This is a genomic window from Pseudomonas sp. HN11 (assembly GCF_021390155.1).
GTDB lineage: Bacteria > Pseudomonadota > Gammaproteobacteria > Pseudomonadales > Pseudomonadaceae > Aquipseudomonas.
Genome location: NZ_CP089985.1, coordinates 533,994 through 547,735, shown reverse-complemented (window position 1 = coordinate 547,735; position 13,742 = coordinate 533,994). Strand labels below are relative to the sequence as shown.

Here is a 13,742-nt window from a genome sequence, read left to right as displayed (position 1 = left end):
CATCTTTTATCGCCAACATTTGTGCCCAGGAGACCTCACATGCCTGACTTCTCTGGCTTGCCGCTGGTGATCGAATCCAGCGACCTGCTTGGTCGCCTCGATGCCGAACACCTGATACTGGTGGACCTCACCAGTGCCGCCCGCTACGCCGAAGGGCATATCCCCGGCGCGCATTTCGTTGACCCCAAGCGCACCCAACTGGGTCAGCCGCCGGCACCCGGACTGCTGCCCAACAAGGCGGACCTGGAAAAACTGTTCGGAGAACTGGGCCACACCCCGGACGCGACCTACGTGGTCTACGACGACGAAGGCGGTGGCTGGGCCGGGCGGTTCATCTGGATGCTCGACGTGATCGGCCACCAGAAATATCACTACCTCGACGGCGGCCTGCTGGCCTGGCTGGAAGAGAAGCACCCGCTCTCGACCGAAGCTCCCGCCCCCGTCGGCGGCCCGGTCGACCTCACGCTGCACGACAGCCCAACCGCCACCCGTGAATACCTGCAAAGCCGCCTGGGCGCTGCCGACCTGGGCATCTGGGACGCGCGCGGTCCGCTGGAATATTCCGGCGAAAAGGTGCTCGCAGCCAAAGGCGGGCACATCCCCGGCGCGGTGAACTTCGAATGGACCGCCGGAATGGACAAGGCGCGCAGCCTGCGCATCCGCCGCGACATGCCGCAGATCCTCGAAGACCTCGGGCTGACCAAGGACAAAGAAATCATCACCCACTGCCAGACTCACCACCGCTCTGGCTTCACCTACCTGGTGGCCAAGGCGCTCGGTTATCCACGAGTCAAAGGTTATGCCGGTTCCTGGGGCGAATGGGGCAACCACCCCGACACCCCCGTCGAGATTTAAGGTTTAAGGACAGTTATGAAAAAGCAGTTGTTTATCCTCAGCCAGTACTTGCTGCCGCACCACTTGCTGTCGCGTTTGGCCGGCTGCATCGCCGAATGCCGCGTGCGTTGGTTCAAGAATGCCTTCACCACCTGGTTCGCCAAGCGCTATCAAGTGGACATGTCCCAGGCCCTGGTTGAAGACGTGACCGCCTACGAGCACTTCAACGCCTTCTTCACCCGCGCCCTCAAAGACGGCGCGCGCCCACTGGATCAAACCCCAGGCGCGGTGTTGAGCCCAGCCGATGGTGCTGTCAGCCAGTTGGGCCCGATCGAGCATGGCCGAGTGTTCCAGGCCAAGGGCCATAGTTTCAGCGTGCTGGAACTGCTGGGAGGCGACTCGGCCGTAGCCGCGCCGTTCATGGGCGGAGACTTCGCCACCATCTACCTGTCGCCGAAGGACTACCACCGGGTGCACATGCCACTGGCCGGCACGCTGCGCGAAATGGTCTATATCCCGGGCCGCATCTTCTCGGTCAACCAGACCACCGCTGAAAACGTGCCTGAGTTGTTTGCGCGTAACGAGCGCGTTGCCTGCATCTTCGATACTGAACGCGGCCCGATGGCGGTGGTGTTGGTGGGCGCGATGATTGTGGCGTCGGTTGAAACCGTGTGGGCTGGGCTGGTGACGCCGCCGAAGCGTGAACTGAAGACGTTCCGTTATGACGAAGCTGCGCGTGCACCGATCCATTTGGAGAAAGGTGCGGAGCTGGGTCGCTTCAAACTGGGCTCGACCGCGATCGTGCTGTTTGGGCCGGAACAGGTGAAGTGGGCTGAAGCATTGGTTGCAGGTTCGCCGGTGCAGATGGGCCAGGGCATCGCACTGCCAAAAGCCTAAAGCAAAACCCAATGTAGGAGCGGGCTTGCTCGCGAAGACGTCGGCCCAGCAAACATTGATGTTGACTGGCCCACCGCTTTCGCGAGCAAGCCCGCTCCCACAATTTTTTAACGCATTTATTCAGTTACAGCTGGCCATCGCGATCGCGGAAGCCCAGCAGATACAGCACCCCATCCAACCCCAGCGTCGAAATCGCCTGCTTGGCCGACTGCTTCACCAACGGCTTGGCACGGAACGCGACCCCCAACCCGGCAATCGCCAGCATCGGCAAGTCATTCGCACCGTCGCCGACCGCAATGGTCTGCTCCAGGCGCAACCCTTCCTTGTGCGCCAATTCTTTGAGCAGATCTGCCTTGCGCTGTGCGTCGACAATCGGCTCAACCGCCACACCGGTCACCTTGCCATCCACCACTTCCAGCTCGTTGGCGAACACGTAGTCGATGCCCAGCCTGGCCTGCAATTGCTTGGCGAAGTAGGTGAAGCCGCCGGACAGGATGGCGGTTTTGTAGCCCAGGCGCTTGAGTTCAGCGAACAGGGTTTCGGCGCCTTCAGTCAGGCGCAGGGAGGCGCCGATGGCGTCCAGCACGCTGACGTCCAGGCCTTTAAGCAGCGCGAGGCGCTCCTTGAAGCTGGCGCGAAAGTCGAGCTCACCGGCCATGGCGCGTTCGGTGATCTCGGAAACCTGTTCGCCCACGCCGGCCGCCTTGGCCAATTCGTCGATGACTTCCGCTTCGATCAGTGTGGAGTCCATGTCGAACACCGCCAGGCGGCGGTTACGGCGGAACAGTGAGTCTTCCTGGAACGCGATATCGACATTCAGCTCCTGGGCCACGCTGAGGAACTCGGCGCGCAGCGCTTGCGGGTCAGCCGGCTCACCGCGCACGGAGAACTCGATGCAACCCTTGCCTTTGTCGGCCGGGGTGTCCAGCGGCATGCGACCCGACAGACGGTCGATATGGTCGATATTCAGGCCATATTGCGCAGTGATGGAGCTGACGCGCTGCAGCTGCTCAGCGGTGACCTTGCGGGTCAGCAGCGTCACGATGTGGCGTTTCTTGCCCTGGCCGGCGACCCACTGCTGGTAGTCCTCTTCCGACACTGGGGTGAAACGCACCTGCTGATCCAGCTTGTACGCCGTAAACAGGATGTCCTTGAGCACCGAAGACGCCTGCTCAGTGCTCGGAATCTCAACCAGGATGCCGAACGACAGGGTGTCGTGGATCACCGCCTGGCCGATGTCGAGAATGTTCACACCACCCTGAGCCAGAACACCCGTAATAGCCGCAGTAAGACCCGGGCGGTCTTCACCAGTGATGTTAATCAGGACAATTTCGCGCAAGGCGCACCCCCAGGCTGGAAAAAAACCGCATTCTACCCACTTTCAGTGACCATCGGGCACAGCCAGCGCTTTGCCGGTCCTAGGGCTGTCGCTATACTGCGCGTCAACTTCACGGACCAAGAGCCGAGCGCAAGTGAACCGGCCCACGCCAGTAAAAACCGATAATTTCTTCCTGCTGATCTTCCGGGCACTGCGCCACCGCCGTGTACCGATCGCATTACGCATCGCCAGCCATAACGTGATCCTGGTCGCCCTGGCCCTGGTGATCTACGCCTGCGTGATGGGTTTGCAGTTCAAACAGGCCATGCACGAGCAAGCCGACGCCCTGGGCGAGAGCTTGACCACCCAGACCGCCACTTCGGCGACTGAGCTGTTGGTGTCTAACGACATCCTCAGCCTCAACGTGCTGCTCAACAACCTGACCAAGAACCCGCTGGTGGCCCACGCCGCCATCTACAGCGTGGACAACCGGATCATGGCCGAAGCCGGGCAGCGCCCGAAAAACGGCTTGCTGGGTGAAGCCGAAGGCCTCTACCAGAGCAATATTACGTTTCAGGATGTGAAGGCCGGCCAATTGCGCATCAGCCTGGACATGCAGCAATTCCAGCAGCCGATGACCATCAGCCTGCAAAGCATGGGCATCTTGAGCGCGATCCTGTTGGCATTGGCTTTGGCCTTGAGCCTGCGCCTGGGTCGGCATATCTCCACGCCACTGATGCAGTTGCGCATCTGGCTGCGGGATATCGACGAACACACTCCGGCCACCGACCGCCAGGACGAAATCGGCGACCTCGCCCGCCAGCTGCACGCCAGCTTCGCCCCGGAACCGGTGGTGCGCGAAGTGGAGCCGGAGCCTGAATTCGACGAAACCGACTACGACGACGAGCCTGAGTTTGAAGTGCCAGACGCTCCGGTAGCGGGCTTGAAGCCTGCCACCCGCAAGGCGTTCAAAGCCGAAGAAGACGAGTTGGACGACGAAGACCCGTTCGCCGACCTGCGCGACACCTCGGCCAGCGCCCCGGCCGTCGCACCGAAACCGGCCCCGGTGAAGAGCGCCGAACCCCAGTTCAGCGCCGTATTGGCTGTGCAATTGGGCGCTCAGGATCAGTTGCGTCGCCTACCCCGCGCACGCCTGACCGAACTTCTGGAACGCTACCGCGACTGTCTCGACCAGGCGGCTTCGCTGTACCAGAGCGAACTGCATACCCTGAACGACGGCAGCACGCTGATGCTGTTCCACAGTGAAGACAGCGGCGAAGACTACCTGACCAACGCGATCTGCTGCGGCGAACTGTTGCGCGCCTTGGGCCACGCCCTGCAGATCGAAGTGGCCGACAGCGGCATCACCTTGCAACTGCAACTGGGCCTGACGGTAAGCGATGATCTGTTTGGCATGAGCCAGATCGACCTGCTGCTGACCGAGAGCGCCCAGGACGCCCTGGCCCTGTCCCAACACAGCCGCAACCTGCTGCTGGTAGAGCGCAAGATCAGCGAAGACACACTGATCCGCCAGCGCGCGCGTATCCGCCCGATTGCCAGCCCAGAGGGTGCCAGTTGCGTGGAGCGGTTGATGGAACCGTACCCGTCGATGCTGGAGCGGCAGTTGGCGCGGATGCACGAGACCCGCACCAAGCTATAGAGCACACCGCTAAACCAACTATGGGGTTGTGTGGGAGCGAGCAAGCCCGCTCCCACATTGGGTCTTTGGTGTGGCTCAAATCATGTACAAACAAAAAGGCCCGCTGAATCAGCGTAATGCTGTTCACTTAAGCATTTGAGCTAAAGCGAGGCTTCCTGGAAAATCCGATGCCAGACCTCTGGCATCGGATTTTTTATGTCTGTTCAACAGGACCTGCTCGACCTCGGCGACCTTTTCAACTTCTGCGACCTAAGCACTTTCACCCAGAACATCCCCATAGAATGGGTTGCGTCTGCGCTGGATCTATCCAGTCAGGCCACTATTCGTCGGCGTCGCTTGCCCGCCGATCAGGTACTTTGGTTGGTGCTTGGCATGGCGTCGTTTCGTAATGAGCCTGTTCATGAGGTCGCTAGACGGTTGAACATTTGCGCTCAAGGCCTCGCTTGCGACCACTTGTTGGCCCGAAGCGGTGTCACTGAAGCCCGCAAGCGACTAGGGGCCGATCCAGTTGAGTGGTTATTCCGTAAAACCGGCACTCAATGGGGCTCGGAGCGCTACAACGAGGACGACTGGCACGGTTTGCAGGTCTTCGCGGTGGACGGTGCGCTCTTGCGCACACCGGACACACCCGAGCTTCGAGATCATTTCGGGTCAGGAAATACGCCCAGTGATCGTCAGACTCCCTTCCCCATGATGCGCTTGGTAGCGCTAATGAATGTGCGTTCGCACTTAATCCTGGATGCACAATTAGGGCCTTACCGGCGCAGTGAAATGCGCTTGGCCGACGAGTTTTTGCAGCAAGTCCCCGATCACTCCGTGACGCTATTCGATAAAGGATTTTGGGGCGCAGAAATGCTGTTGAGCCTGAGTAACACCGGAACCCATCGTCATTGGTTGATTCCCGCCAAAAAAGGCATGGTCTGTGAAGAAGTGATCCGTTACGGCGAGCACGACCGCTTGGTGCGCATGAAGGTCTCACCGCAAGCCAGAAAGAGAAATCCGGCTCTTGGTACCCATTGGGAAGCCCGTGAAGTCAGCTATGAAATCCAAGGCAGAGTAAAAACGGTCATGACATCGTTGCCAGCCAACACCTACAGCACCAAGGTCGTTGCCAAACTCTATCAGGAGCGCTGGGAAATCGAGTTGGGCTTCAGGGATATCAAAAGCTCCATGCAGCAGAATGCTGTGACCTTGCGTAGTAAGAGAGTCGACTTGGTCTATCAGGAAGTGTGGGGGCTTTTGCTGGCTTACAACGTGATTCGGCGGGAGGCTGGTCAAGCAGCAGTAGCGTTTGGTCGTGCACCGTCGGATATACGCTTTAAGCCGGTCTGCCAATACATTGCCGTGCAGTTGATCGTGATGGCAGCAGCCAATCCGGTTTCAGCTACAGGAAGACGCTTGGCGGAATTGAGGAAAGGTATTGGCGGATTGTTTCTGGATCACCGCCCCAGACCTGCGAGGCCAAGGACGGTGAAGATCTCAAAGACCCGGTTTCCAGTGGACCGTAAGGCTGCTCCGCTTAAGTGAACAGCATTACGCTGAATCAGCGGGCCTTTTTTGTATCTGCTGTCCCGTCCTGAATAAGGTTTACACCTTCTGACCTATCTTCAGGAGGAGCCAATGGATGCGGGCAAAAGGCGAAGCCAGCGTGACTACACGCTAGCCTTTAAATTATCGGTCGTAGACCAGGTCGAAAAGGGCGAGTTGAGTTATAAAGAGGCTCAACGGCGCTACGGCATTCAGGGCCGGTCCACGGTACTGGTCTGGCTGCGCAAGCACGGCCGGCAGGACTGGAGTCAGGGCGCCTCAATTCGAGAACCGAGGAGCAGGTCCATGACTGAGCCACCCCTCCCGCTAACACCCGAGCAGCGGATCAAAGAGCTCGAAGAGCAGTTGGCGCTAAGCAACCAGAAAGCGCAGTTCTTCGAAGCCGTCGTGAATGTTCTGAAGAATGACTACGGTGTTTCTGTCGTAAAAAAGCGACCCGGCAAGTCCTCTCGCAAGGGCAAATCCAAGACCTGAGCATCACCAGGGCTTGCCTGTTCATGGGCATTTCGCGCCAAGCATATTACCAACGAAATCGGGCTTTCGACGCGAGGGCTCGCCAAGATCAAGAGGTGATGGACTTTGTTCTTGAAAAGCGCCGACGCCAGCCACGGATCGGCACGCGCAAGCTGCATTACCTGATGAGCGTCGAATTTGGCGCATCAGTGCAGGTCGGCAGAGACCGCCTGTTCAGCATCCTGCGCAACGCTCGAGAACTGGTTGTGCGCAAACGGGCTTACCACAAAACGACGGACAGCCATCACCGCTTTCGCCGCCATCCTAACCTGCTCAAAGCGGGCCAGAAGCAGATCGTACCCAACAGGCCAGAGCAGGTGTGGGTTGCAGACATAACCTACCTGCCGACACAGGAAAGCGTGGCTTATGTGAGCCTGGTGACAGACGCTTACTCGCGCAAGATCGTAGGCCATCATGTGCATGCGAGTTTGCATACCGAGTCGGTGATCAAAGCGATGGAAAAGGCAGTTGGTGAACGCCAAACCACGCTTCCACTAATCCATCATTCAGACCGCGGAGCCCAATACTGCTCTGAGCTTTATCAGCGCTTGCACGCCAGTCATGGCATCAGATGCTCGATGACCGACGGCTATGACTGCTACCAGAATGCTCTGGCGGAACGGATAAACGGCATTTTGAAGACCGAGTTTCTGCTGTATCGCCCTAAAAATCTGGCGGATGCAGTGAAGATGGTGGGTGAGTCGGTGCTGATCTACAACGGGGAAAGGCCACACATGTCCCTGAAATACAAAACGCCCGATGCGGTGCATCGAGCGTTTTGAGACTGAAACAGGTGTAAACCTATTTCAGGACTAGACATGCGACTCAGATCAAAATCTGAACACTTCCATATCCGTGCGGATCGGCGTCGCCATCGGCATCTTCGGCTTCTGCGGTAATGCCGGTTTGGCCTGCGCCGGGGCGCTCTGCTTGCGTGGCGCTTCAGCAATCGGCGGTTGGTTGGCCAATGGCTTGAGGGCCACCGACAACTGCTCTGCCAGATGTTGCAACAAAACGCCCTGAGCCTGAACCTGGGACGCGGTGGTGCCGGTGTGCTGTTCCTGCAGGTGCACGATGCGGTTATCACGTACCTGACCACGACGATCGATCAAGCGCCATTGCGCATCGAGAATCGCCGGTTGCGACGTACCGGAGTCGAGGCGGGTAATGGTCAGCAACACCTGCACGTCCGGGGTAAAACCGGTCGGCGCGGGCGCCAGCACCACACGCTGGCTATCCAGGTGACCTGCCACCTGGCGCAACATCAGCTGGTTGATATCCGACGACAAACTACCCGCCCAACGACCATCGGTGGAACCTTGCAGGCTTCCATCGTTCTGACGTTGAAGCAGGGTTTCGCGTTGCAGGTAGTCGGCGACGACCACCGGGCCCAACAAGACGGCCATGCCGGCAGTCTGTGCAGGTTGAGCCGGACTTCCGCTATCCAGCTGGTACAGCGACACAGGTTGGTGTGTGCTGCAACCCGCCAACCCCAAAAGGCCAGCGAGCATAAAAATAAAAGGAAGGCGTGGAGCAGTCATCATCCCATCCAGGTGGCTGCCACAAGGCAAACCACAATGTAATACTAAAAATAACCTAAACGCGCTCGGCCACGCCGGCGCTGGAAAGGCCATATCATCCGTGAATATGCGCCATGACTCCAGCGCCAAAGCGTCGATCTACGCGTTAAATCGTAGATCGAGGGCTCTAATACGCGTTAAACCGGCGTTTCGACCAGCAAAGCATCTACCCGCTGGAAGCCACGCGGCAGTTTGTTACCCCGCCGACCACGCTCACCCTTGTAGTGCTCAAGGTCATCAGGGCGCAGCGACAACGTACGTTTACCGGCTTGAAGCACCAACGTCGCACCTTCCGGGATCACTGCGATGTCGGTCACGTACTCTTCGCGACTGGCCACCCGCTCGCCAGGAATACCAATGATCTTGTTACCTTTGCCTTTGCCCAACTGCGGCAGATCGCTGATCTTGAACACCAGCAAACGCCCTTCGGTGGTTACCGACGCCAGCCAGTTGCTCTCACGGTCGTCCACCGGCCGCGGCAGGATCACCTTGGCGTTGTTCGGCAAGCTCAGCAAAGCCTTGCCCGCCTTGTTCTTGGCTTGCAGATCTTCACCCTTCACCACAAAACCGTAACCCGCGTCGGACGCGATCACGTATAGCGCATCGTCGTCCGGCAGCAACACACACTCGAAATTCGCGCCTGGCGGCGGTGTCAGGCGTCCGGTCAACGGCTCGCCCTGCCCCCGCGCAGACGGCAAGGTGTGGGCCGGCACCGAATAACTGCGCCCGGTAGAGTCGATAAAGACCGCAAACTGGTTGGAACGCCCGGCCGCGGCGGTCTTAAACCCGTCGCCGGCCTTGTAAGACAGGCCAGTGGCGTCAATATCATGCCCTTTGGCTGAACGAACCCAACCCTTTTCCGACAGAACGACGGTAATTTTCTCGTTCGGCAACAACTCAGTTTCTGTCAGCGCTTTCGCTTCAGCACGCTGCACAATCGGTGACCGACGGTCATCACCATAGGTTTCGGCGTCTTTGATCAGCTCGCTGCGCACCAGTTTCTTGAGTTTGGCTTCACTGCCCAGCAGGGCTTGCAGCTTGGCTTGTTCCTTGAGCAGCGCGTCCTGTTCGTCGCGCAGCTTCATTTCTTCCAGCCGCGCCAACTGGCGCAAGCGGGTATCAAGGATATAGTCGGCCTGGATCTCGCTCAGCTCGAAACGCGCGATCAGCTCGGCTTTCGGGTGCTCCGCGGTACGAATGATGTGGATCACTTCATCCAGATTGAGGTAGGCAATCAGCAAACCGTCCAACAGGTGCAGGCGGCGCTCGACCTTATCCAGGCGGAATTGCAGGCGGCGACGCACGGTGTTGACCCGGAACTCCAGCCACTCCACCAGCAGGTTGCGCAGGTTTTTCAGCTGCGGCTTGCCGTCCAGGCCGATGATGTTGACGTTGACTCGGTAGCTGGACTCAAGGTCGGTACTGGCAAACAGATGCTGCATCAATACTTCGTGGTCAACCCGGCTGCTGGTCGGGATGATCACAATGCGGCAGGGGTTTTCGTGGTCGGATTCGTCACGCAGGTCGGCAACCTGCGGCAATTTCGACGGTTTGGCCTGCATCAGCGCGGCAATCTGCTCCAGCACCTTGGCACCGGACACCTGGTGCGGCAGTGCAGTGACGATGATGTCGCCATCTTCGATGTGGTACACGGCACGCATGCGCACCGAGCCCTTGCCGGTCTCGTACATCTTCAGCAAGTCGGCGCGCGGCGTGATGATTTCCGCTTCGGTCGGGTAGTCCGGGCCCTGGATGTGCTCGCAGAGCTGTTCCACCGTGGCTTTCGGCTCATCCAGCAAGCGCACGCACGCGGTGGCGACTTCACGCAAGTTGTGCGGCGGCACGTCAGTGGCCATGCCCACGGCGATGCCGGTAGTGCCATTAAGCAGAATATTCGGCAAACGTGCCGGCAACACCAGCGGTTCGTCGAGAGTACCGTCGAAGTTCGGCCCCCAGTCTGCGGTGCCCTGCCCCAGCTCACTCAGCAGGACTTCCGAGTAACGCGACAGACGGGCTTCGGTGTACCGCATGGCGGCAAAGGACTTGGGATCATCCGGCGCGCCCCAGTTGCCCTGGCCGTCTACCAGTGTATAGCGATAGCTGAACGGCTGGGCCATCAGCACCATGGCTTCGTAGCAGGCAGAATCGCCATGGGGGTGAAACTTACCGAGCACGTCACCGACGGTACGCGCCGACTTCTTGTGCTTGGAATCGGCATCCAGGCCCAACTCACTCATGGCGTAAATGATGCGCCGCTGTACGGGCTTCAGGCCATCGCCGATATGCGGCAAGGCACGGTCCATGATCACGTACATGGAGTAGTTGAGGTAGGCATTTTCGGTGAAGTCAGCCAGCGACCGGCGTTCTACGCCATCTAAGCTGTCTGCGAGGATGTCACTCATGCGGGCCTCATCATTTGGTAAGACGCAGCGAAAATGTCGCGACGTCGGGTCAATTCAAGAAAATTCAAGTTCATGGCTGGGCACTCCAACCACCGGCCGGGGCGGCGAAACGATAGACCACCGGGCGTTTTTCACCGTCGGCACGCGGGCCGAAGTTGTTGTCGATACCAAGCCAGGCACCCTCTGCGTCCACCACCAAGGCTTCAGCCAGGCCATACGGCTGCGAATAACTGCGTTCCGGCGTCAGGGTTTCGTCGGCAAACGACCAGCACAGCTCGACTTTGGCCGTGGCTGCATCACGCCGGCAAATCTGGAACGCATTGCGCTCCAGGGTAAACAGCTTGCCGTTGAACAGCGCCAGGTCGGCGAAATCCTTGGACACCGCCTTGGCATTGGTGAACTTGGCCGGCTGCACTTCCTGGCCGGCCTCGCTTAACAATACGCAAGGGCCATCACAATCCCACAGGCTTTGCGGACGCTTGATCGAAATCAGCCCGCGCCGCTCACGCTCAGCCGCCAGCCAGATCTGATTGCCTTCGGGGTTGATCGCCAGGCCTTCAAACAACGCGTTGAAGTGCAGCAACATGCCGCTGGCCCGCGCTTCACGCACCATGCCCGGCGCGATCTTCAACCACTCCGCCGCGCCCGTCACCGGCACTTGTAGCACCGCCGCATGAGCTTCGCTGACTATGTAGCGGTTGCCGGCGGCATCGCAGGTGATGCCTTCAAAGTCCAGGTCGCCACCGCGAATGAACGAGGCGGCCTTGGTGCGCGAACGCAAACCCCAGGGCAGCCCGGATTCCGGCACCGGTGGCACGTCAATCTTTACCGCCTCGGCCTGCCAGGTCGGCGCGCCGATATGCAGGCGGTAGATTTGGTCGTCATCGCGGTCGGAAACCGTCCACAATTCCTTGCCACACTGGGCCAGGCCCGACAGATTGCCACCGCGCATGCCGTCCACCGGGTGCTCGGACACCAGTTTCAAGTCAGCCACGGGCGCGGCACCCACTGGGGTAGCCGCCAGCCCGCTCAACATCAGGATCGCCAGGGCGAAACCTGTGCGCATCAGCCCAGAACCTCGGCCAGGTTGCCTTTGGATTCCAGCCAGGACTTGCGGTCCGGCGCGCGTTTCTTCGCCAGCAGCATGTCCATCATTTCCGAGGTGGCGGCGAAGTCTTCGCCCAGCGTCAACTGCACCAGGCGCCGGGTGTTCGGGTCCATGGTGGTTTCACGCAGTTGTGGCGGGTTCATTTCACCCAGGCCCTTGAATCGCGTGACCTGTGGCTTGCCGCGTTTCTTCTCGGCGACCAGGCGGTCGAGGATGCCGTCACGCTCGGCTTCGTCCAGGGCGTAGTAAATTTCCTTGCCCAGGTCGATCCGGTACAAAGGCGGCATGGCGACGTAGACGTGACCGGCATCCACCAGCGGGCGGAAATGCTGGACGAACAACGCGCACAGCAGCGTGGCGATGTGCAGGCCGTCGGAATCGGCGTCGGCGAGGATGCAGATCTTGCCGTAGCGCAGCTGGCTCATGTCCGCTGCGCCTGGGTCAACCCCAATGGCCACGGCGATGTTGTGCACTTCCTGGCTGGCCAGGACTTCGCTGCCATCGACTTCCCAGGTGTTGAGGATCTTGCCGCGCAACGGCAGGATCGCCTGGAACTCCTTGTCCCGCGCTTGTTTGGCGGAACCGCCGGCGGAGTCACCTTCCACCAGGAACAGCTCGGAGCGCATCGGGTCCTGCCCGGCGCAATCGGCCAGCTTGCCGGGCAATGCCGGGCCCTGGGTGATGCGCTTGCGTTCGACTTTCTTGCTGGCCTTCAGACGACGGCCGGCGTTGTTGATCGCCAGTTCTGCCAGGGCCAGCCCCAGTTCAGGGTGCTCGTTGAGCCACAGGCTGAAGGCGTCCTTGACCACGCCGGAGACAAACGCCGCCGCCTCGCGGGAGGACAGGCGCTCTTTGGTCTGGCCGGAGAATTGCGGCTCCTGCATTTTCATCGACAGCACGAACGCGATGCGCTCCCACACGTCTTCCGGCGCCAGTTTCACGCCGCGCGGTAACAGGTTGCGGTACTCGCAGAATTCGCGCATGGCATCCAGCAAGCCTTGGCGCAAACCGTTGACGTGGGTGCCACCCTGGGCCGTCGGGATCAGGTTGACGTAGCTTTCCTGCACGCTGTCGCCACCTTCCGGCAACCACAGCAGTGCCCAGTCCACGGCTTCTTTATTACCGGCCAGGCTGCCGCAGAACGGCTCGTTGGGCAGGCGCTCGAAGTCGCTGACGGAATCTTCCAGGTACGAACGCAGGCCATCTTCGTAGTGCCACTCGACCTTCTCGCCGGTGCCTTTGTCTTCAAAGGTCACCAACAGGCCTGGGCACAATACGGCCTTGGCCTTGAGCACGTGCTTGAGGCGGCTGATGGAGAATTTCGGCGAATCGAAGTATTTCGGGTCGGGCGCGAAGTAAACGCTGGTGCCGGTGTTGCGCTTGCCAACGGTGCCGATCACTTCCAGGTCGGTGGCCTTGTAGCCATCGGCGAAGGTCATCTGGTACTCGTTGCCGTCGCGCTTGACCTTGACCCGCACCAGCGTGGACAGGGCGTTGACCACGGAAATACCCACACCGTGCAGGCCGCCGGAGAACTGGTAGTTCTTGTTGGAAAACTTGCCGCCGGCATGCAGTTTGGTGAGGATCAGCTCGACGCCAGGCACACCCTCTTCCGGGTGGATGTCCACCGGCATGCCACGACCATCGTCGGACACTTCAAGGGAGTGGTCAGCGTGGAGAATGACATGCACCGACTTGGCGTGACCGGCCAGGGCTTCGTCGACACTGTTGTCGATGACTTCCTGGGCAAGGTGGTTCGGCCGACTGGTGTCGGTGTACATGCCGGGACGTTTGCGCACCGGGTCGAGGCCCGAGAGGACTTCGATGGCGTCGGCGTTATAAGAGCTAGCGCTGGGAGTGGCCATGGGGTCTCGTCGTGAGT

At 59.9% G+C, this 13,742-nt stretch carries 10 protein-coding genes; 5 read left to right on the top strand and 5 right to left on the bottom strand.

The window, feature by feature from the left end:
• Positions 1-39: 39 nt before the first annotated feature.
• Together rhdA and asd are read left to right on the top strand one after the other, a co-directional pair.
• Positions 40-855, top strand: coding sequence for a thiosulfate sulfurtransferase (gene rhdA / locus LVW35_RS02460; RefSeq protein WP_233893553.1), 816 nt, complete (start codon positions 40-42; stop codon positions 853-855).
• A gap of 15 nt (positions 856-870) precedes the next feature.
• On the top strand, positions 871-1,731 hold the full coding sequence (gene asd, locus LVW35_RS02455) for an archaetidylserine decarboxylase (RefSeq protein ID WP_233893552.1): 861 nt from the start codon (positions 871-873) through the stop codon (positions 1,729-1,731).
• Between the two features lie 124 nt (positions 1,732-1,855).
• Here the strand turns inward: asd and serB are convergent, their stop codons facing one another.
• Positions 1,856-3,070, bottom strand: coding sequence for a phosphoserine phosphatase SerB (gene serB / locus LVW35_RS02450; RefSeq protein ID WP_233893551.1), 1,215 nt, complete (start codon positions 3,068-3,070; stop codon positions 1,856-1,858).
• Positions 3,071-3,203: 133 nt separating this feature from the next.
• On the opposite strand from serB, the gene LVW35_RS02445 reads away from it, so the two are divergent.
• The 3 genes from LVW35_RS02445 (at position 3,204) to LVW35_RS02435 (ending at position 7,552) form a co-directional block, all read left to right on the top strand.
• Positions 3,204-4,709, top strand: a complete 1,506-nt coding sequence (locus tag LVW35_RS02445; protein ID WP_233893550.1) for an AhpA/YtjB family protein — start codon at positions 3,204-3,206, stop codon at positions 4,707-4,709.
• Positions 4,710-4,904: 195 nt separating this feature from the next.
• Positions 4,905-6,236, top strand: coding sequence for an IS4 family transposase (locus tag LVW35_RS02440; RefSeq protein WP_233893548.1), 1,332 nt, complete (start codon positions 4,905-4,907; stop codon positions 6,234-6,236).
• A 93-nt stretch (positions 6,237-6,329) separates the two neighbouring features.
• A protein-coding gene (locus LVW35_RS02435; protein WP_233892000.1) for an IS3 family transposase occupies positions 6,330-7,552 on the top strand; the annotation gives its coding sequence in 2 pieces (ribosomal slippage) (positions 6,330-6,681 and positions 6,681-7,552; 1,224 coding nt in all).
• Positions 7,553-7,600: 48 nt separating this feature from the next.
• Here the strand turns inward: LVW35_RS02435 and LVW35_RS02430 are convergent.
• From LVW35_RS02430 to parE, 4 genes are all read right to left on the bottom strand, one after another.
• On the bottom strand, positions 7,601-8,311 hold the full coding sequence (locus tag LVW35_RS02430; RefSeq protein WP_233893547.1) for a PqiC family protein: 711 nt from the start codon (positions 8,309-8,311) through the stop codon (positions 7,601-7,603).
• A 176-nt stretch (positions 8,312-8,487) separates the two neighbouring features.
• Entirely contained in the window at positions 8,488-10,752 is a 2,265-nt protein-coding gene (parC, locus tag LVW35_RS02425; RefSeq protein ID WP_233893546.1) for a DNA topoisomerase IV subunit A, read from the bottom strand.
• 70 nt (positions 10,753-10,822) lie between these two features.
• Complete coding sequence (locus LVW35_RS02420; protein WP_233893545.1) at positions 10,823-11,818, bottom strand: esterase-like activity of phytase family protein; 996 nt, start codon at positions 11,816-11,818, stop codon at positions 10,823-10,825.
• Positions 11,818-13,725, bottom strand: coding sequence for a DNA topoisomerase IV subunit B (gene parE, locus LVW35_RS02415; protein WP_233893544.1), 1,908 nt, complete (start codon positions 13,723-13,725; stop codon positions 11,818-11,820). Before parE ends, LVW35_RS02420 begins: the two co-directional genes overlap by 1 nt.
• Positions 13,726-13,742: the final 17 nt, after the last annotated feature.

Bases quoted from the DNA above. Each gene is read 5' to 3' on its own strand.
- asd (WP_233893552.1), top strand. From the start codon at position 871: ATGAAAAAGCAGTTGTTTATCCTCAGCCAGTACTTGCTGCCGCACCAC.
- LVW35_RS02430 (WP_233893547.1), bottom strand. From the start codon at position 8,311: ATGACTGCTCCACGCCTTCCTTTTATTTTTATGCTCGCTGGCCTTTTG.
- parE (WP_233893544.1), bottom strand. From the start codon at position 13,725: ATGGCCACTCCCAGCGCTAGCTCTTATAACGCCGACGCCATCGAAGTC.
- rhdA (WP_233893553.1), top strand. From the start codon at position 40: ATGCCTGACTTCTCTGGCTTGCCGCTGGTGATCGAATCCAGCGACCTG.
- LVW35_RS02420 (WP_233893545.1), bottom strand. From the start codon at position 11,818: ATGCGCACAGGTTTCGCCCTGGCGATCCTGATGTTGAGCGGGCTGGCG.
- LVW35_RS02440 (WP_233893548.1), top strand. From the start codon at position 4,905: ATGTCTGTTCAACAGGACCTGCTCGACCTCGGCGACCTTTTCAACTTC.
- parC (WP_233893546.1), bottom strand. From the start codon at position 10,752: ATGAGTGACATCCTCGCAGACAGCTTAGATGGCGTAGAACGCCGGTCG.